The following is a 20018-nucleotide window of genomic DNA, read 5'->3' as shown; positions in this document are numbered from 1 at the left end:
CTTTTGACGCTCAAGTGGCTTGGTTCGCAAATTTACGGTTAAATATTTTACATGTCAAATAATCCTCGCGATTTATTTAACCTATATTTGTCTTTTTATCGATTACTTTTCAATTTTACCTCCCGGAATCGGCAAATGGAGTAGCATTTTGCTGTTTATTTTGTTAAATTTTGCATAATATTTGTTTTTTGTAGATTTATTTTGCTATATTGCCGATAGATTAAGCCAATATCCGATTGCCAAAACTAATAACCAAATTATATTAGCCATGAAAAGAAAAACTCTACCCCTCGTTGCCTCTGCAATCATGATTGCAGCGACACTAACCGTATCATGCAGTGATGCGGAATATGAAAATAAATTATTAACCGTTTAGATTTAAGATTATACGAAAGTTATTGTTTTGGCTTTTGACAATTCTCGCACTGCATGGATTAATATTGGGGGGATGCAGTTCCGATGACGATCCGGAACCGCAAAAGCCATACCGTCTGTTCAATGAACAAGACAGCGCAATCGCCTGCGAAATATATAAATCATATAGCGGAAAACTGGAAGGAGTGGGGCCGGAATTAATACTCGACAGCATAAAGACATGGCCAAGCATGTGGGTCTGGGATAAGGAGGAAAAGCGTTACAATCTTGTGGGTTTAGAGATTTTCTCATTTGATGAACCTGAATCAGGAGCTTATGGGTACATTCCTGAATGTATCGGAGAGCTTAAGCACCTCAGGTCACTTTCTATAATAGGAAAATGCTATTATGGAGAATTACCTGAATCAGTGACCAAGCTGAATCTTGAACATTTATGGATTGAATTCACGCAATTCACCTCACTTCCTGATGACATCTTCACCGAAAACCTTACATATGTGTCAATAATAGAAAATAGGAAGCTGAAAAAACTACCTCCTTCGGTAACCAGATTAAGATATCGCCCCACCTATCCTGAACCTATATTCTATATGCCTGATAACGCATTCACGGGCGAATGTCCGGCAATAACCCATGCCTATGTTCAGCTTTTCAATAATAACTTCACATCATTGGACTGGACCGGTGCCGGAGGTGTGGACTGGTTGGTCAACGGAAGCGTAATACATTCGGGTGCAAATCTGCAGGGAAATCGCCTCCAAGGCGAGGTACCTGCAGATGTTCTTGAAAAACTTCTTAAGGACCCTATCAGATTCAATAACTTTCATGGTCAAATATTGCAGCAACAGGAAGGTTACGGATTTACCAATATCCCATCATGGGCTGAAGTTAGCGAAATGGAAAAAGAGTATATTGCAAATAATCCCGACTGGAAGGAGAATCTTCCCAAATGGGGGGAGGAACTGCCCGAGCGATAACAAATATTGGGGAACGATGTCTTAATCTTATTCTATATAGTGAATAGGGGCGGCCTTGCAAGGCCGCCCCTATTATTTCGTTAGTTTTCAAGTCATTTACCGCCGTATCGCAATTCCGTGCCTCGCACAGTGTCGTCGACTTTTCCGTCACGGCACGCCCGATGCCCGTTTACCCATGTATCGGTAACGCGATTGTGGAGAGTTGTACCGGCAAGTGGCGTCCAGCCGCATCGGCTCAGCACCATGTCGTCGGTCACCGTGTAGGCCTCGCCGGGCTTCACCAGCACCAAGTCGGCCATATAACCCTCGCGGATGAAGCCTCGCCCCATGATGTCATACAGTCTTGCGGGCGCGTGACACATCTTGTCGACCACGAGCTGATGAGTAAACACTCCCATGTCGGCAAGCTCCAGCATCACGGGAAGCGAGAACTGCACCATAGGCGCCCCCGAAGCGGCAGTGAGGGCATCGCCCTCCTTTTCGGCAGGCAGATGCGGAGCATGGTCGGTGGCCACGATGTCGATGCGGCCGTCGCGCAATCCCTGACGGAGAGCATCGCGGTCGGCACGGCTCTTGACCGCGGGATTCATCTTTATCCTCGATCCAAGCCGGGCATAGTCCTCGTCGCAGAACCAAAGGTGGTGCACACACACCTCGGCCGTTATGCGCTTCTCGGGGAGCGGTGCATCGGAAAACATGGCCACTTCATCGGCGGTCGACACATGCAGCACATGAAGCCTCGTGTTGCATCGCTCGGCGCGCTCGATGGCCCTTCGTGTCGACAGCACGCAAGCCTCACGACTGCGGATGAGCGGATGCATCTCAACCGGCACGCTGCCTCCACACTCGCTTTCGTAACGCTGACGATTGGCGCGTATGGTTGCCTCGTCCTCGGAGTGCACGGCTATTATGGCCGGCACTTCGCTGAATATGCGGTCACGCGCCGACTCCTCGTCGACGAGCATATTGCCTGTCGACGAACCCAGAAACAGCTTCACGCCGGGAGTGATTTTATAGTCACACTCAAGGAGCTCACGCATGTTGTCGTTGGTAGCTCCGATGAAGAATGAGTAGTTGGCCGCCGACACCTCCGACGCATGCTGCAGCTTCTCGCGAAGCGCCTTCTGGGTCACTGTTGGCGGCTTGGTATTGGGCATGTCCATGAACGATGTCACACCTCCCGCCACTGCGGCAATCGACTCGGTGGCAATGTCGCCCTTATGCACCAGTCCGGGGTCACGGAAGTGTACCTGGTCGTCGATCACTCCGGGGAGCAGATAGGAGCCTCGGGCGTCGACAGCCTCGCGGCAGGCTGCAATGAGATCGGCAGGCGCGTCACCACGCCCCACACGGGCTATGACCGGGCCGTCGGTCACCACGTAACCCTTGAATTTCTCGCCCTCGTTGATAAGCAGAGCATTGTAGATGATAGTATCGTTCACGGGGATATATGACTATTTTTTACTGCAATCGGGATATTTGTGAAACCAGCTCCACACCTTGAGGCGCACCACTCCAAACACCGCTTCCGAGAATATGCCCGAGCTCATCTTGCTCTCGCCGAGCACCCGGTTGACAAACACGATGGGCACCTCGACAATCTTGAACCGGCACTTGTAGGCGGTGAACTTCATCTCAATCTGGAATGCATAGCCCTTGAAGCGCACATCGTCGAGCCTGATTGTTTCGAGCACGCGGCGGCGATAGCACACAAATCCCGCGGTGGTGTCGCGGATGGGCATTCCGGTCACTATGCGCACATATTTGGATGCGTAGTAGGACATGAGCACGCGCCCCATGGGCCAGTTGACCACATTCACCCCCGTCACGTAACGGGAACCGATGGCCACATCGGCGCCACCTTCGGCACACGCTTTGTATAGAGCCATGAGGTCGTCGGGGTTGTGGGAAAAGTCGGCGTCCATCTCGAATATGTATTCATACTTGCGCTCGATGGCCCACTTGAACCCGGTGATGTAGGCGGTGCCGAGTCCGAGCTTTCCGCTTCGTTCAAGCAGATGCACTCGTCCGGGATGCTCCTCCATCTTTCCTCGCACAATGGCGGCGGTGCCGTCGGGCGAACCGTCATCGACCACGAGCACATCCATTTCGTGAGGCTGGTTCATGACCGCCTCGATGATGGCGGCGGCGTTTTCACGCTCATTGTAGGTGGGAATAATCACCACACAGTCCGATTTACCCTCGATAGGCTTCATTAGGATATCCTGTAGTTATTGCTTATACTTGTAAATTTGGTTTAACGCCCCGGCATCACACGAGCTTGGCGAGAGCGGCCTCGATGCGACGCATGGCTTCACGGATGTTGTCGTCGCTGGTAGCGTAGCTGAGGCGTATGTAGCCGGGAGTGCAGAATGCCGAGCCGGCAACTGTGGCCACGTGTCCCTCCTCGAGCAGATACATTGCGAGGTCGGAGTCGTTGTTGATCACTGTGTCGCCGTAACGCTTGCCGAAGTAGCTCGACACCTCGGGGAAGAGGTAGAAAGCTCCCTGAGGATTGTTGACCTTCCATCCGGGGATGGTGCGTGCGAGTCCCACAACGAGGTCGCGGCGGCGCTCAAATGCCTTGCGCATCTCCTCGACACACTCCTGCGAACCGGTGTAGGCAGCCTCGGCGGCCTTCTGTGCTATTGACGAAGCGCCTGAGGTGTACTGGCTCTGGAGCTTGTTGGTGGCACGTGCCAGCCACAGCGGGGCGGCAAGGAATCCGATGCGCCATCCTGTCATGGCATAAGCCTTTGACACGCCGTTGACGATGCACACGCGGTCGGCGATTTCGGGGAACGAGGCGAGCGAGGTGAAGCTTCCGGTGAAGTTGATGTGCTCATATATCTCGTCGGCGAGCACAAGCACGTCGGGATAGTCGGCAAGCACCTTTACGAGCTCGGCGAGCTCCTCGCGGCTGTAGACGCTGCCGGTGGGGTTGGATGGCGAGCAGAAGATGATGAGGCGGGTGCGCTCGGTCAAAGCGGCACGCAGCTGCTCGGGAGTAATCTTGAAATCCTGCTCGATGGTGGCGGGAACGAGAACGTTCTTGCCCTCGGCGAGATGCACCATCTCAACGTAGCTCACCCAAGCCGGAGTGGGAATGATAACTTCGTCGCCGGGGTTGATAACTGACAGCACGACATTGCACAGCGACTGCTTTGCACCGCCCGAAACCACAATCTGCTCGGGAGCGAAATCCACGCCGTTCTCCTTCTTCAGTTTCTCCGAAATGGCCTTGCGCAAGGTCATGTAACCCGGCACGGGAGTGTAGAAAGTGTAGTTCTCGTCGACGGCACGCTTGGCGGCCTCCTTTATGTGCTCGGGAGTGTTGAAGTCGGGTTCTCCTACCGACAGGTTTATTACATCCACACCCTGAGCCTTAAGCTCATTGCTCTTCTGCGACATCGCAAGTGTCTGCGACGGTGCAAGCGATTGAACGCGATTTGACACGTGATTCATCTCTATGCAATATTTTTAAAGTTACCGTATACTAATAGTTGACGCAAAGTTAATTAATAAAAATGACATTCAACACAAAAACGCCACTTTGGATGACAAAATATTTTTTCATGACATTTTGAAGTTTTTTATTCCGAAAAATGAATAATTTTGCAACATCATGAAACGCTACCATCGCCTGATTGCCGCAATCATCACGCTTCTTGCCGTCATCGTCACATCAAGTGCCTCGATACGGGTCGACGGCCTTGTGTTTACACGCATCGGCACACGTGACGGACTTAGCGACAACGAAGTGCTTCATCTGCTGCAGCTGCATGACGGACGCATGGCCGTGACCACTTCGGGGAATGTCAACATCTACAACGGCGGGGGATTCGACTATGTTCACTACGTTGACTCAAGCATGTACAGGCTTGCCGATTACGACGGCGCCTATCACGTGTATGCGGGACGCGACAACCGGCTCTGGATAAAGGAGCGTCACAACATGCAGTGCCTCGATGTAAACCGCATGGGTTATGTAAACGACCTTGAGGGGATGTTCACGACGATGAAGCCCTCGGGAGGGCGCGTCAACGACCTCTTCCTCGACCGCAGGAGCGACATCTGGCTTGTTGACTCCGCCGGGCTGTGGGATGTGGAGCGTCAGCGTCACCTGCCGTTGGTAAAGGATAGCGGCAACCTTCAGGACCTGGAGGTGACGGGCGACACGGTGATGCTATTCTACAGCACCGGATTGGTGCGCGGCCTCGACCGCAACACATCGGCCACCCTGTTTGAATCGCGAGCCTACGGCGACGACATCGCCGGAAAGTTCAGGGGCTCATCGCTCGTAAGGTACTTTCCCGACGGAAAAATCTATCAGATACGCACCAATTTCGGCAATTCGATACTGCTGCAGTTTGACCCGCGCACCCTGTCGTGGCGCCAAATAATGCGCACTCCTTATATATTGCACACTCTCGCGATGACCCCTCACGGCGACCTTCTCATAACGAGTCAGGGCGGGTTGTGGCATGTCGACCGACATTCGCTCGAGCCGAGGCTTATTGAGGGGATAAAGACTCCCGACGGCCCGATAAAGACCGACAATTTCAACACGATATTCATCGACAACCACGGCGGAGTGTGGATAGGCACCTATCATTCGGGGCTGCTCTACTCCCACCCGCTGAGATTCAGGATGCACTCTTCGGAGGAGCGGTCTGAAATGCTGCCCACGACATTCAGCTTCGGAGAACGACACGGCACGGCATTGAGAATCAACGACACAATCACCGACTCGCGGGGATGGCTGTGGAGCGCGACTTCCGACGGACTGAAAGTGACACGCAACACCGGCGACAGCGTAATCCTCTACACCGAAAACGGACTCGTCAACAACAACGTGAAGTCGCTTGTCGAAGCCGCCGACGGCACAATGTGGACGGGAACGGCCTACGGAATATCGTCGGTGAGGCCCGAGAGTGACGGAGGATTCACCGTGCGCAGCTTTGACATAAATGACGGCGCACTTTCCGACGAATACATACAGCAGCGTGCCCTGCGGCTCGATAACGGTTTTCTCGTATTCCAGGGTCAGAACGGGTGGACCGTATTCCATCCCGATTCGATGTCGGTGGAGCCCGACACGTTCAATCCCGTGTTCACCCGACTCACGGCCAATAACCGGCGCATCGACATCTACCCCGGTGCCACCGTCACGTTGCCGTTTCACGACAACAACCTGTCGCTCGACATAGCGTCGCTCAACTACGCGCGGCCAATGATGACGACATTCAAGGTGCGCATACTCACCGACATCGACAACGACGCGCCGTGGACCGTCTATTCGGCGTCGGACGACAACGGCATCGTCGACCGCAACGGATTCATGCACCTGAAATTCATGAATCAGCCTCCGGGCCGATACACAGTGCAGGTTGCCGCCGCCACCGACGCGTCGACACTTGACGACGCTCCCGTAAACTCACTGCAATTTGTCATCACTCCCCCGTGGTGGTTCACCCGTGGCGCCATAATCGTTTACATCCTTGTGGCAATAGCGTTGATTGTAGCGTCATTTGCCATATATCAGCACATTACGCGCAACAGGCTGAAGCGCAAGCATCGCGAAGAGATGCTGTTGATGCGTATACACAACCTCATCGAGCGATGTGACTCCTACGAGCGCGGACAAGCCGACAGGGCGGCCGACGACAAGCCGGAGCCTGACCCCGAGTGCAGCGTCACGGGCAGCGAAGAGGCCGAGCCGGCAATTTCGCCGCAGGACAGGGAGTTCATAGCTAAGGCCATAAACCTTGTCGAGGCCAACATAGGCGAGAGAGGCTTTTCGGTAAAGCAACTGAGCGAGAAGCTGTGCATGGAACGCACGGGATTATACAAGAAGATGACATTCCTGCTCGACAAGTCGCCCAGCTCATTTATACGCAGCATCCGTCTCAACCATGCAGCTGCAATGGTCAAGGAAGGGCGACTGACCATGGCCGAAATAGCCGACCGCACAGGCTTCAGCTCCACAAGTCACATGAGCCGATGCTTCGTGGAGGAATACGGCTGCAAACCAAGCGAATACGCTCAACGCGCCGCCAGGAATCAACAATAAAATCAACATCCATATCCTTTTATTCAACATCCGTGTTGTCACGGTGACGGACCTCTTTTATAATTTTGTTGAACCAATCATTTTCATTAACCTAAAATTATCTTACATGAAAAAATTGTTTCAACTTTTGCTTTTATTGAGCTTTACATTATCATCCTACGCTCAACAAAGCATCCATGGAAACGTAGTGGATTCGCAATCGGGCGAACCGCTTCCCGGAGTTACCGTAATGGTAAAAGGAATGTCAATAGGAACCTCGACCGACATCGACGGACGGTTCTCTATCACATTACCCCCCCCTATCGAGGGTAAGCAGCTGCAAGTCAGCTATATAGGCTACGTTCCGCAGACTATAACACTAAAATCGACTGAAGAACTGACCATTAAGATGATTGAAGATTCACAGAATCTTGACGAAGTTGTCGTAATCGGATACGGCACGCAGCGTAAAGGCGATGTAACAAGCTCCGTCGCCAGCGTCAAGTCGGAGAACTTCGTCAAAGGCGCCGTAAAGGATGTGGGTCAGCTCATTCAAGGCAAAGTCGCAGGACTTGCAATCACCAATCCCTCAGGCGACCCGACAGGCAACACCCAGATTCGCCTGCGCGGTACAAGCACAATCGGCGGCGCCAACACAGCACCTCTTATTCTAATTGACGGAATACCCGGCGACTTCAACACCGTTGCACCCGAGGATGTCGAGAGCATCGACGTGCTCAAGGACGGATCGGCGGCAGCCATCTACGGTACACGAGGCACCAACGGCGTAATCCTGATCACCACCAAGCAGGCTCGCGGCTCCGAGATTCTGAGAGTCGACTACAGCGGCTACATCAGCACATCACACATCTCCAAGAAGCACGACATGCTCAATGCATCGGAGTTTGCTCAGCTATATCCCGACTATGACCAAGGCTACGACACCGACTGGGTCGACGAGATAACCCGCACCCCGGTGAGCCATGTGCACAACCTTTCGCTATCGGGAGGAACATCACGCGCCAACTATATAGCCAACGTGAACTATGCTTCGCGCCAAGGTATCATGAAGCGCTCCAATTTTGAGAATTTCCGCGCACGCATCGAGGTGACGCAGCGACTCTTTGACGACAAAGTGCGTCTGCGTTTCGGGCTTCTCGGCCGCTCCGACTGGCGCGAATCGACCGTCAACGGCGGCAGCTTCCGCGGCGTGGCCTACAGCCAGGCAACCCGACGCAACCCCACCGAACCCGTGCGCAACGAGGACGGCTCATGGTACGAGAACCTCAGCAAGTTTGAGTATGAAAATCCCGTGGCACTTCTCACCGAGGCCGACGGCGATGTAAAGAACACCCAGCTGCGCTATAACGCCGGCATCACCTACAACCCCATACGCGACCTCACCCTTCAGGCCAACTACTCCTACAACCGATTTGTGATGAACCGTGGTTACAGCGAAACGCTCAACCACATATCGGCCCGTCGCGACGGCTACAAAGGATGGTCATCGGTAGGCTCGTCGATCTCAGTCGAGAAGCTTCTCGAACTCACCGCTCAATATGACGCATCGATAGGACGCAACAAGTTCACCATACTTGGCGGTTACAGCTATAACGAAAACAATTACGAAAACATCTGGGTGGATAACTGGGGATTCCAGGACGACTACTTCGGCGGATGGCACAACATCGGCATCGGTTCGGCACTTAAGGACGGAAAGGCCAATGTAGGCTCCTCCAAGTCAATCACCAACCTCATCGGCTTCTTCGGCCGCGCCACCTACTCCTACGACAACAAATACCTGCTCATGGCCGCCCTGCGTTACGAGGGCGCAAGCCAGCTGTGGGGCACCGACAACGCATGGGGTCTATTCCCGTCGGTATCACTCGGATGGCGCATAACCCAGGAGAAGTTCATGCAGGACCAGAACATATTTGACGACTTGAAGCTCCGTGTGGGTTACGGTGTCACAGGCTCACAGCCGCGTGCGTCATTCCTCGGAGTGGCAATGTTGCGCTACGGCTCCTACGCCTACCTCGACGGACAGTGGATTCAGACCATCGTTCCGGCGTCAAACCCCAACCCCGACCTTAAGTGGGAAGAGAAGAAGGAGTTCAACGTAGGTATCGACTTCATGTCGTGGAACAGCCGCGTCAACGGTTCAATCGACTTCTACAACCGTCGCATCGACGGCCTTATCTACGATTACTCAGTGCCCACACCTCCCAACCTTTATAACGTTACAACAGCCAACGGAGGTACAATGGAGAACCGAGGTGTCGAGGTGCTCGTAAACGTGGTTCCTGTTCAGATGCGTGACTTTGAGTGGACCACCTCGGCAAGCTTCTCGATCAACTCCAACAAGCTGAAGAGCCTCTCGGGCAGCGTGTTCAAGACCGAATATGACTTCTTCGACACCGGTACAGCCGAATATTCGGGTCAGGTGACTTCGTCACACCGTGTGCAGGTAGGCGAGAGCATCGGTAACTTCTACGGATTCAAGGTAGTGGATGTCGACGATGAAGGACGATGGATCTACGAGGACCGCAACGGCGAGCTCGTCAACTACAAGGACTTCACCCACGCTCCCGAGGACAAGCACGTGATAGGCAACGGTCTACCTAAATGGTATGCCGGATGGAACAACACCCTGCGCTATCGCCGCTGGGACCTCAACGTGACAATGCGCGGCGCATTCGGATTCCAGGTTATCAACGGTGCCCGCCTCAACTACGAGAACACCAAAAACAGCCGCTTCGAGAACCGACTGAAGACAGTGTTTGACCCCGTGTTTGGCAAAGTGCCTCTAAGCAAGGAGGTAGAGCCCGAGTTCAACAGCTACTATATCGAGGACGGCGACTACTGGAAAATCGACAACATAACGCTCGGCTACACATTCGGCAAGATAGGCAAATACATCCAGTCGCTGCGACTCTACGGCTCGGTACTCAACGCCTTCACATTCACCCACTACAAGGGCATCGACCCCGAAGTGTCGACCGACGGACTCACCCCCGGCTACGACACCCGCGACCGTTATCCGCAGGTACGCTCGTTCACATTCGGAGTCAACGTAAGTTTCTAACCTGATAAATGAATACAACGATGAAAAAACATAATATATTCAAAGCATTTGGCATGGCGGCTCTGCTGCTTGCATCGGCATCATGCACCGAACTCAAGGACGAGAGCTACGGCTCAATCGTGTCATCGCAATATGAACCCAAAACCGAAGCCGATATAAGCTATGTGGTCAACGCCGCCTACATCCCCTGGCGACAGACAATGCTGCTGTGGCAGGGTGTAGTGAGGTCGCAGGAGTTGTCGGCCGACCAGGATGTCATTCCGGCCCGACTCGGTATAGGATGGGTCGACGGATACATCTACAAGCGCTGGCATCAGCACACTTGGACCACCGAGGATGAAGGCGTGCTCAACGGCTGGGAGCGCACGTTCAACGGTGTCACCGCCTGCAACCGAGTGCTGTCGCAGATTGAGGACAATGTCATCGACATTCAGGGCGATGCACGAGAGCGTCTTATCGCCGAGTTGAAAGTGCTTCGCGCATCCTACTATTACGTGCTCATCGACCTCTACGGCAATGTGCCCATCATCACCGACTTCAAGGATGTCGAGCTGCCCGAACAGTCAACCCGCAAGCAGGTGTTTGACTTCATCGTGAAGGAGGTTAACGACAATCTTCCCCTCCTCTCCGACCAGGCACGCGGATACTATTATGCACGTTTCAACAAGTGGGCCGCCCACACCCTGCTTGCCAAGATGTATCTCAACGCCGAAGTGTGGACTGGACAAGCCATGTGGAACGAATGTGTTACCCACTGCAACGCTGTCATCGAACATGCCAAGGCCACCGGCGACTACGGTCTTGAATCCGACATCAACGCCCCCTTTGTCACCGCCAACGAAAATTCAAAGGAGATAATATTTGCCCTTCCGTTCGATGAAATCTACGTGACCGACTGGAATGCATTTGACTTCCACCTCTACACTCTCGCACCCGAGAACCAGGCCACCTACGGCTTCACCGACCGTCCTTGGGGTGGTGTATGCGCAATTCCTCAGTTCATCAATAGCTTCGACCCCGACGACAAGCGTCTTGCCGAGTGGTACATCCAGGGACAACAATATGACGCATCGGGCAACATCCTCCTGCGCAGCTCCGACGGCAATCCTCTCATATATGAAGTGGATGTTCCCTCAATCGACGCATCGGATGTCGACGACGGTTTCCGCTGGGGCAAGTTTGAGTATGCCCACGGAATCACCAACCGCCTCAGCAACGACTTCCCTCTCTTCCGTTACGCCGACATTCTCATGATGAAGGCCGAGGCATTGATGCGTGACGGCAAGCCGGGCGCAGGCGAGCTCGTGACAATGGTGCGCTCACGCGCATTCCCCAACAACCCCGAGAAGGCAGTCGTGACCGACGAGCAACTCAAGGGCGGCAGCGTCTATGACTATGGTCGCCGCGACGAGTATGCCACCTCATCGGAAGGCGGTGCCGACATAACCTACGGCCGCTTCCTCGACGAGCTCGGATGGGAATTCTGTCAGGAAGGCCGTCGCCGTCAGGACATGGTACGCTTCAACGCGTTCACCACCAAGTCATGGTTCTCCCACGACAAGAGCAACGCCGACAAGAACCTCTACCCGATACCCAACAAGGTACTGCTTACCAACAGCAAGCTGCACCAGAACCCCGGATATTAATGTCAACCAACCATATATCCATTTTCTATGATAAAAAATTTAGTTTTAGGCTGGCAATCCTATCCATCTCATCCACACTCACGGCTCAAAGCGTGAGTGTGGACAATGGAGGAGCCACCGTCACCCCCGACGGACAGTGGACCACCCGTGTCACATTCTATTCACCTTCAATCGTAAGAGTAAGCAAATATCCGGGCGCAACGGCTCCCGACAAGAAGAGCTACTCGGTAATCATGCAGCCCGAGAGCGTGACGCTCGGCACTGAGCGCAAGGCCAACGGCGTGACATTGAAGTCGTCGTCGCTGACAGCCTCAATAGGAGCCGACGGTAATGTGCGCTTCTCCGACTCCAAAGGCAATCTCCTGCTGAGTGAAAGCGCATCGAGCCACGCTCCCTGTGTCAACAAGGTCGATGAAGGACGGTTCAAAGTGAGCCAGTCCTACAATCTTGACTCAACCGAGGTGATATTCGGACTCGGTCAGCGCCAATCTCCGGTTCTCAACCAGCGCGGTCAGGATGTAAGGATGTGGTGTGGCAACACCAACATCACGATACCCTACTTCACATCCGACAAAGGCTACGGACTGTACTGGGACAATGCCGGCGACTCAAGGTTTACCGACATTGACAACATTGCATCGTTCACATCGGAGGTAGCACCCTCGATCGACTACTACTTCATCTATCGCGACGGCACTCAGGACGGCGTTATTGCCGGCATACGCTCGCTTACCGGCGAAGCTACCATGTTCCCCATCTGGACCCTGGGACACTGGCAGTGCCGCGAACGCTACAAGAGCAGCGACGAACTCTGTGATGTACTCGACCGTTACCGCGCCCTCGAGATTCCTCTCGACGGAATGGTGCAGGACTGGCAATACTGGGGCTGCGACTCCAACTGGAACGCGATGAAATTTGTTAATCCCCACTACATCAACAAGATGGGCGATGCCAAATGGATGCGTTACCTGCCCAACGACGAAGACCCCAACGCTGTGTATCCCGACCCGCGCATAAAGTCGCCCGAGGAGATGGTGAGCTACGTTCACGACAACAACTCGAAGCTGATGATATCCATCTGGGCCAATTTCGGCCCGTGGACCGACCAATACCGCGAGCTCGACAAGATAGGCGCGCTGTTGCCGTTTGAAACATGGCCGCGCAACCGCGGTGTGCGTCCCTACGACCCGTTCAACCCCAAGGCGCGTGACATCTACTGGAAATATCTCACCAACCTCTACAAGATGGGCATCGACGCATGGTGGACCGACTCCACCGAACCCGACCACTTCGAGGCTCCGGGCGATGCCGACTACATGACCCACGACGGCTCGTGGCGCAGTGTCAAGAATGCATTCGCATTGATGACCAACAAGGGAATCTACGAGCATCAGCGCAAAATGAAGGGCAACAACCGCCGCTCGGTGCAGATGACACGCTGCGGAACATTTGGCCTGCAGCACTACGGCACATTCAGCTGGAGCGGTGATGTGGTTTCCAACTGGAACGTGATGAAAAACCAAATTCCTTCAGGACTGAACTACGTTATCTGCGGAATCCCGTTCTGGAACACAGACATAGGCGGATTCTTCGGCTGGGACTACAAAAACGATCCCAAGAGTCCTGCCATGCAGGAGCTCCAAGTGCGTTGGATGCAATGGGGATGCTTCATGCCCATGATGCGCAACCACTGCTCGTCGCCTATGGTAAGCGAGCTCTACAACTTCGGCAATCCCGGCGACTGGGCATTTGACGCCCAGAAGAAAGCCATCGAGCTTCGCTACCGCCTCATGCCTTACATCTACAGCCTCGCAGGCGATGTGGTGCAGCGTTCGGGCACAATGATGCGTCCGCTCGTAATGGACTTCCCCGCCGACCGCAAGGCGATTACGCTCGACGACCAGTATATGTTTGGCAAGGCGCTTCTCGTAAAGCCCGTCACCGATCCTCTATACACCTATCTTGACGCCGACAAGAACGGCCATACCATATACCCCGACATAACCAAGGCGGCAGCGCCCGTCAACGTTTATCTGCCCGAAGGCAGCAAGTGGTATAACTTCTGGAGCAACGAGGTGAGCGACGGCGGCAAGAATGTGCAGTGCCTCGCCCCCATCGACCGCATGCCGGTATATGTAAAGAGCGGCAGCATCATCCCGTTTGGCCCTGCGGTGCAGTACACTACCGAAAAGCCTTGGGACAGCCTTGAGCTGCGCGTATATCCCGGTGACGACGGCGAATTCATCCTCTATGAGGACGACGGCGAAAGCTACGACTACGAGAAGGGAATGTTTGCTGAAATTCCTTTCCGTTGGGACGATGCCACCCGCACTCTGCACATCGGTCAGCGCAACGGTTCATATCCCGGAATGCTCAACAACCGCAGCTTCAACATCGTTGTCGTAAATCCCGACACCGAAGCCGGTGATATAGCGGCCCACAAGGTGACACGCACCGTAAGCTACGACGGCAATGCCACATCGGTAAAACTGTAGTCCTATACATTTTCCATTCCCACATAATTATAAAGGGGCGCCGCTTACCTCTGCAGCGGCGCCCCTTTTTCGCACCCACACATTGATGGCTGAATAAATCCTCAAGGCACAAGCCGGCCGTTTTCCAACTCCGATTGAAGTAAATCGTATACATAGGCCGGACTCTCTATGTAAAGCCCCGTATCGAAATCCTCCAGTTTGGAAAATGTTTCCGAATTGTGAAACACCGAGATTGCGTCAGGCAACTCCATGCCGTCACGCTCCACAAGATAGCGAACAACATCGGCCGAAATACCTTCAAATAAATATCGTGCAGTGTTATCGTTCATATCTTTTTCAGCATCTTTATCGCTGCCTTAGTGTGAAAGAAATATTGTGATGTAACTTCAGAAAATGTCAGTTCCTCGACAAGTTGCCGTTCACTGATGAAATGCTCAGTGAACATACGCAGTAGTCTGGCAATTGTGTCATCGGCAACCGGGCCTATCACTATATCGTAATCATGTCCCGGCTGCTTAGTATTTATGTCACGATTTACCATGACGAAGCGCGCCCACTCTTCATTTGGAGAGTCGAAAATCTTTATCTTCAGGCCGTGCCTTAAAGCTGAATCCAAATCAAACTCAAAACTCGTCAATATAGGTTCGCCTCGGAACATCTTTGCCGTTCTCGCAGCCATCCTTTCTGCTTGATTGCGAATATCGGTCAGATAGAAACCCTTTCCAAAGTCCTTGTAAGGGCGGCATTTCGCAAGATCTATCTTATCAATCGAAACATTTGAGCCGTGATACAGTATCATCTTATCTCCCCTCCGTTGTTTTGGCATACAACCGTCAAGTCGTCAACACAGTCGTTGAATGACAATGTATGTTCAACATCATAAAATTCCATCAAGAAATCGATTCCCTTGAAACGATTGAGATAATTGCTTGCCTCCTTGATTGTAAGTCTGTGCCTCTTGGCAAATTCTATTATTGCCGTCATCACATAGTCGATAATGTTCTTATCCGCTTTTTTCACCGGCTTCAATTCCACCATAGGTTCAACTTCAAGAGCCGCAGCAATACGACTGATAGTGTCGAAATTGACACATAAGCCATTTTCAACTTTCGATACCATAGCCTTTTGAACACCAATCATCGAACCGACCTCCTCCTGGGTCAGTCCTCTATTTTTTCGGCAAATGTTAAGGAGCTCTCCTATTTTTTTCAATTTAGTGTTCATATTGCAAATATATGAAAAGTTTCCTATATAAGAAACTTTTTCACAGCATATAATGTTCAATCTATTGAATTTTTGTGTGTAACCACAACTCGGATTCATGAACGGGGAGGTATAAAAAAATTCAGGGCTACCTGAATGTCAGGTAGTCCTGAATGTCGGGGTGAGAAGACTCGAACTTCCGACCTCCACGTCCCGAACGTGGCGCGCTGCCAACTGTGCTACACCCCGAGCGCGATTTGCGACCACAAAGATAATGCTTTTTTATAAATCATCAACTAAAAATGTGCCACAATTTATTTTTTGCTTATCTTTGATTGCATCTTAGATACTTACATTCGGCAAAATCAAAATAAATTTGGCTTTTGCTCTCAACTTATTCGTATCTTTGACTCTGTCTTAGATACTTCCGCTCGGCAAAATCAAAATAAATTTTGCTTTTGCTCTCAACTTATTCGTATCTTTGACTGTAGTCTTAGATACTCACGCTCGACAATGCTCAAATAAATTTTGCTTTTGCTCTCAACTTATTCGTATCTTTGAATACTTCTTAGATACTCTCGCTCGGCAATGCTCAAATAAATTTGGCATTGCACTCGACTTATTCGTATCTTTGTCAACATGAAATTAAACGATGTTACATATATGAGGCTGATATTGGCAGCAGTTGCGGCGTTTATCCTCGCCGCATGCGCTTCAATGGGCCGTCCTACCGGAGGCGAATACGATGTCGACCCACCGGTTTACGTTCAGAGCAACCCCGCTATCGGCTCTGTGAACTTCAAAAAGAATCACATCACCATCGACTTTAATGAGAATGTGCAGGTAGAGGATGTGATGAACAAGGTCGTAGTGTCGCCTCCTCAGAAGAACATCCCGTCGATTACGGCAAACGGCAAACGTGTCACGGCCGAATTGCGTGACTCCATGCTGGACAATACCACCTATACCATCGACTTTTCCGACGCGATAAAGGACCTGAACGAGGGAAACACGCTCGACGGATTTGCAATCGACTTCTCGACCGGCGACTCGATCGACTCGTTGCGAATAGCCGGTATGGTTTTCGAGGCGCGTACGCTTGAACCCGCGCAGAATATGCTCGTGGGTGTCTACAGCAACCTCTCCGACACTGCAATAACTACACTGCCGCTTGAACGTATCGGACGCACCAACCAGCTCGGCCAGTTCATAATAAGAGGCCTTAAGCCCGGCAACTATCGCATTTACGCGCTCAACGACATCAACCGCGACTACCATTGGGACCGTTCCGAGGATGTGGCGTTCTACGATGTGACAGTGTCACCATATGCCGAACCTACTACGGTTAACGACACACTCATAACACTCGACGGACGCGACTCCATCGTCACCCATCCGGGCACCAACTACTTCCCCAACGACATTCTGCTCACATGGTTCAACGAAGGATATAAGGCGCAGTACCTCAAGGACTATACCCGTCCCGACCGCCGTCGTCTTCTGCTCAACCTCGCGGCTCCGAGCGACACATTCCCCACCATCACACTGCTCAACGGCCCGGCAGCAGGAAAGCGCATCGACGAGCTTGCGATACTAAACACGGGTATGACACGCGACACACTCGAATATTTCATAACCGACACCGCCCTTATGGCCCAGGACACAATGATGCTTGCACTGCACTTCCTGCGCACCGACACACTGCAACAACTGTCGTGGGGCGACGACACGATAAGGGTGCTCTATCGCGAACCCAAAGCCAACAAAACCAAGGAAAAGAAGGTAAAGAAGAAAAAAGACGACGAGGAAAACAGCGACTCCATCGTCGGGCCTCAGCTCACCTTCCTGAACATATCGGCAAAGACAAGCAACACCCAGGAGATATACCTGCCTATAATATTTGAGATGAACCAGCCCCTCGACACCATCATCCCCGAAGGACTGCATCTTGAGATGATACGCGACACGATATTCGACACCCTTGCCGTGCCGGAACTCGTGAGGGTCGACCCATTCAACACCATGCGCTACAAAGTGGAATACAAGTGGGAGCCCGGTGTAAAATACCGATTCTCAGCCGACTCGGCATCGATAGTAGGCATCTACAACGAGTGGAACAAACCGTTCAAGCATGAGTTCACCGCCCGTGCCCTGGAGGACTACTCGCTGCTCGCATTCAATGTCACGGGTGTGCGTGACTCGGCTATTGTCGAGGTGCTCGGCTCCGACGACAATCCCGTTGCAATAGCTCCGTTGAAGGACGGTGTTGCAGAGTTCCCCTATCTGCAACCCGGCACCTACTACGCCCGACTATATATCGACCGCAACGGCAACGGTGAGTATGACACCGGCAATCTTCTCGACTCCATACAGCCCGAGGAGGTATATTACTACCCCAAGAAGATAGTTCTGAAAAAGAACTGGGATGTCGAGCAAAGCTGGGACATATATGAAACTCCCATCGACCTTCAGAAGCCTCAGGAAATAAAGAAGAACAAGCCCAAGGAGAAGAAGCGCCGTCGCAATCCCGACGGAACATTTGTCGAGGATGAGAACGACAACCGCAACCGCGATGAAGATGAGGACGGCTACTACGACGACACCAACTTCTTCGGTCCCGGCAACCCCAACGGCTCGAGCAACATAGGCAACATGAACAACCAGAACAACCTGCGCAATCTGCGCCGCTAACCGACTGTCAGGTATGGGAATATGCGTTCTTGACAAGGAAACCATAAAAGAGCCCCGGAGCAGCCGGCTGGCCCTGCGGCTCGGACACGACTCGCTTCATGCACTCGTCTACAATCCCGACGACATAGCATCGGCGATCTACCGCCGCCTGCCGCTCGAAGCGTCATCGGCATCGCTGATGAAATCGCTCGAGGAGGTGGTCTACGACAATCCCGTGCTGCTGAGCGACTTCCTGCAGATTGACATATTGATCGACACGCCTCGGTTTGCGATAGTACCCGACGACATCATAGCCGGCGACAGTGACATGCCGCGGGCGCTCCTCATCAAGGCCATCGGCGAGGAAGCGGCTTCGGGCGAAGTGATTGTCGACGACATGACGCACATCGGAGCTACGATTGTCATGTCGGTCGACAACAACATAACGGCTTTCCTGCGCCGCACGTTCAACAATCCCGTGATAAGACATAACCTGTCGCCGCAATGCCGCTACTTCTTCGACAAGAACCGCATTGACAACGCCGGCAAGATGTATGTCAACCTGCGCCGCGATGCGATGGACATCATCGTGCTTGGCAATGACTCGTTGCGCATGGCCAACACATTCCGGTTCCGTGACATCATGGACGCCGTCTACTACATCATGGCCTGCCGTGACATGCTCGACCTCGACCCTGCCGGCAACGAGCTCCTCATAGCCGGCGATGAAGCGTTGCGCGATGAAATCACCCCCATTCTGCGCAAATTCCTCGGATATGTAATGCCGGTGGTCCCGCCCGCCTACATTCTCAAGGACGACGAGCAATGGGGAAAAGCTCCGTTTGACTTAATAATACTGCCGCTATGCGAATAATAAGAGGAAAATTCGGCCGTCGCCGATTTGACGTGCCCACCAACATTTCAGCACGCCCTACTACCGACTTTGCGCGTGAAAACATATTCAACGTGCTTGAAAACATGGTCGACTTCGACGGATTGAAGGCTCTCGACCTGTTTGCCGGAACGGGTGCCATAACATTTGAGTTCCTTTCACGCGGATGCGCCGAAGTGACATCGGTTGAAAAGGCCGCCACGCAATACAAGTTCATCAAGCAGGTGGCGCAGCAGCTCAACTGCAAGAACCTCAACCTCATCAAAGGTGACGCATTCAAGTTTATCGAGAGTTGCGCAACCAAATTCGACATAATCTTCGCCGATCCCCCTTACGACCTGCCCAACTTCGGCGAGGTTCCCTCACGCATACTCGGCTCACGGATGCTGTCGCCCGACACCATTGTAATAGTCGAGCACTCCAAGGCCTACGACTTCTCGTCGCTTCCCGGATTCTTCGACCACCGCACCTACGGATCGGTAAATTTCTCGCTCTTCCGTCTGGGCGATAATGAAGAAACGACCGAAAAGGATGAAAATGAGTAAATAAGAGTGTCACAATTGTGAATATGGGGATTTTTGGCTAATTTTGCAACGAATAGGCCGGGGAGCACTATATGCCGG

The 20018-nt window shown here is 52.7% G+C and carries 14 protein-coding genes and 1 tRNA gene; 8 read left to right on the top strand and 7 right to left on the bottom strand.

Annotated features, from left to right (window positions below):
- The first annotated feature begins 410 nt into the window (after positions 1-410).
- Positions 411-1352, top strand: coding sequence for a leucine-rich repeat domain-containing protein (locus tag E7746_RS13775; RefSeq protein WP_136411178.1), 942 nt, complete (start codon positions 411-413; stop codon positions 1350-1352).
- 92 nt (positions 1353-1444) lie between these two features.
- On the opposite strand, the gene E7746_RS13770 is transcribed toward E7746_RS13775, so the two are convergent.
- The 3 genes from E7746_RS13770 to E7746_RS13760 are packed head-to-tail and all read right to left on the bottom strand — an operon-like array spanning position 1445 to position 4817.
- The gene (locus E7746_RS13770; protein WP_123394995.1) at positions 1445-2794 is read right to left on the bottom strand and encodes a dihydroorotase; all 1350 of its coding nucleotides are present in this window, start codon (positions 2792-2794) and stop codon (positions 1445-1447) included.
- 12 nt (positions 2795-2806) lie between these two features.
- Complete coding sequence (locus E7746_RS13765; protein ID WP_136411177.1) at positions 2807-3568, bottom strand: polyprenol monophosphomannose synthase; 762 nt, start codon at positions 3566-3568, stop codon at positions 2807-2809.
- A 55-nt stretch (positions 3569-3623) separates the two neighbouring features.
- On the bottom strand, positions 3624-4817 hold the full coding sequence (locus E7746_RS13760; RefSeq protein ID WP_123394993.1) for a pyridoxal phosphate-dependent aminotransferase: 1194 nt from the start codon (positions 4815-4817) through the stop codon (positions 3624-3626).
- 160 nt (positions 4818-4977) lie between these two features.
- Between E7746_RS13760 and E7746_RS13755 the strand changes: the two genes are divergently transcribed.
- The 4 genes from E7746_RS13755 (at position 4978) to E7746_RS13740 (ending at position 14630) form a co-directional block, all read left to right on the top strand.
- Positions 4978-7425 carry a helix-turn-helix domain-containing protein gene (locus E7746_RS13755; protein ID WP_136411176.1) on the top strand — a complete coding sequence of 816 codons (2448 nt, stop codon included), beginning with the start codon at positions 4978-4980 and terminating at the stop codon, positions 7423-7425.
- Between the two features lie 106 nt (positions 7426-7531).
- On the top strand, positions 7532-10489 hold the full coding sequence (locus E7746_RS13750; RefSeq protein WP_136411175.1) for a SusC/RagA family TonB-linked outer membrane protein: 2958 nt from the start codon (positions 7532-7534) through the stop codon (positions 10487-10489).
- A gap of 20 nt (positions 10490-10509) precedes the next feature.
- Entirely contained in the window at positions 10510-12135 is a 1626-nt protein-coding gene (locus E7746_RS13745) for a RagB/SusD family nutrient uptake outer membrane protein (RefSeq protein WP_238337250.1), read from the top strand.
- Entirely contained in the window at positions 12135-14630 is a 2496-nt protein-coding gene (locus E7746_RS13740; RefSeq protein ID WP_136411173.1) for a glycoside hydrolase family 31 protein, read from the top strand. The genes E7746_RS13745 and E7746_RS13740 overlap by 1 nt, the downstream gene beginning before the upstream one ends.
- A 101-nt stretch (positions 14631-14731) precedes the next feature.
- Here E7746_RS13740 and E7746_RS13735 read toward each other — a convergent pair whose 3' ends face one another.
- The 4 genes from E7746_RS13735 to E7746_RS13720 form a co-directional block, all read right to left on the bottom strand.
- A complete protein-coding gene (locus E7746_RS13735) occupies positions 14732-14959 on the bottom strand; it encodes a hypothetical protein (RefSeq protein ID WP_136411172.1) in 228 nt (75 codons plus the stop codon).
- A complete protein-coding gene (locus E7746_RS13730) occupies positions 14956-15429 on the bottom strand; it encodes a DUF3990 domain-containing protein (RefSeq protein WP_136411171.1) in 474 nt (157 codons plus the stop codon). Before E7746_RS13730 ends, E7746_RS13735 begins: the two co-directional genes overlap by 4 nt.
- Positions 15426-15854 (bottom strand): DUF3791 domain-containing protein, encoded by a 429-nt coding sequence (locus E7746_RS13725; protein ID WP_136411170.1) that lies wholly within the window; start codon positions 15852-15854, stop codon positions 15426-15428. The genes E7746_RS13730 and E7746_RS13725 overlap by 4 nt, the downstream gene beginning before the upstream one ends.
- Before the next feature lie 155 nt (positions 15855-16009).
- Positions 16010-16082: transfer RNA gene (locus E7746_RS13720), tRNA-Pro, on the bottom strand.
- 390 nt (positions 16083-16472) lie between these two features.
- Here E7746_RS13720 and E7746_RS13715 point away from each other — a divergent pair.
- From E7746_RS13715 to E7746_RS13705, 3 genes are read left to right on the top strand one after another with little or no spacing between them, the layout of a single operon-like run.
- The gene (locus E7746_RS13715; RefSeq protein WP_136411169.1) at positions 16473-18524 is read left to right on the top strand and encodes an Ig-like domain-containing protein; all 2052 of its coding nucleotides are present in this window, start codon (positions 16473-16475) and stop codon (positions 18522-18524) included.
- Positions 18525-18537: 13 nt separating this feature from the next.
- A complete protein-coding gene (locus tag E7746_RS13710) occupies positions 18538-19377 on the top strand; it encodes a DUF3822 family protein (protein ID WP_136411168.1) in 840 nt (279 codons plus the stop codon).
- Complete coding sequence (locus tag E7746_RS13705) at positions 19368-19940, top strand: RsmD family RNA methyltransferase (protein ID WP_136411167.1); 573 nt, start codon at positions 19368-19370, stop codon at positions 19938-19940. Before E7746_RS13710 ends, E7746_RS13705 begins: the two co-directional genes overlap by 10 nt.
- Positions 19941-20018 lie beyond the last annotated feature (78 nt).

The organism is Muribaculum gordoncarteri, from assembly GCF_004803695.1.
Lineage (GTDB): Bacteria > Bacteroidota > Bacteroidia > Bacteroidales > Muribaculaceae > Muribaculum > Muribaculum gordoncarteri.
The sequence above is the reverse complement of the archived record's forward strand: the minus strand, read 5'-3'. Positions and strand labels throughout refer to the sequence as shown.

Coding starts and splice junctions, on each gene's coding strand:
- E7746_RS13765 (WP_136411177.1), bottom strand. CDS start 3,568: ATGAAGCCTATCGAGGGTAAATCGGACTGTGTGGTGATTATTCCCACC.
- E7746_RS13760 (WP_123394993.1), bottom strand. CDS start 4,817: ATGAATCACGTGTCAAATCGCGTTCAATCGCTTGCACCGTCGCAGACA.
- E7746_RS13755 (WP_136411176.1), top strand. CDS start 4,978: ATGAAACGCTACCATCGCCTGATTGCCGCAATCATCACGCTTCTTGCC.
- E7746_RS13750 (WP_136411175.1), top strand. CDS start 7,532: ATGAAAAAATTGTTTCAACTTTTGCTTTTATTGAGCTTTACATTATCA.
- E7746_RS13745 (WP_238337250.1), top strand. CDS start 10,510: ATGAAAAAACATAATATATTCAAAGCATTTGGCATGGCGGCTCTGCTG.
- E7746_RS13740 (WP_136411173.1), top strand. CDS start 12,135: ATGTCAACCAACCATATATCCATTTTCTATGATAAAAAATTTAGTTTT.
- E7746_RS13735 (WP_136411172.1), bottom strand. CDS start 14,959: ATGAACGATAACACTGCACGATATTTATTTGAAGGTATTTCGGCCGAT.
- E7746_RS13730 (WP_136411171.1), bottom strand. CDS start 15,429: ATGATACTGTATCACGGCTCAAATGTTTCGATTGATAAGATAGATCTT.
- E7746_RS13725 (WP_136411170.1), bottom strand. CDS start 15,854: ATGAACACTAAATTGAAAAAAATAGGAGAGCTCCTTAACATTTGCCGA.
- E7746_RS13715 (WP_136411169.1), top strand. CDS start 16,473: ATGAAATTAAACGATGTTACATATATGAGGCTGATATTGGCAGCAGTT.
- E7746_RS13710 (WP_136411168.1), top strand. CDS start 18,538: ATGGGAATATGCGTTCTTGACAAGGAAACCATAAAAGAGCCCCGGAGC.
- E7746_RS13705 (WP_136411167.1), top strand. CDS start 19,368: ATGCGAATAATAAGAGGAAAATTCGGCCGTCGCCGATTTGACGTGCCC.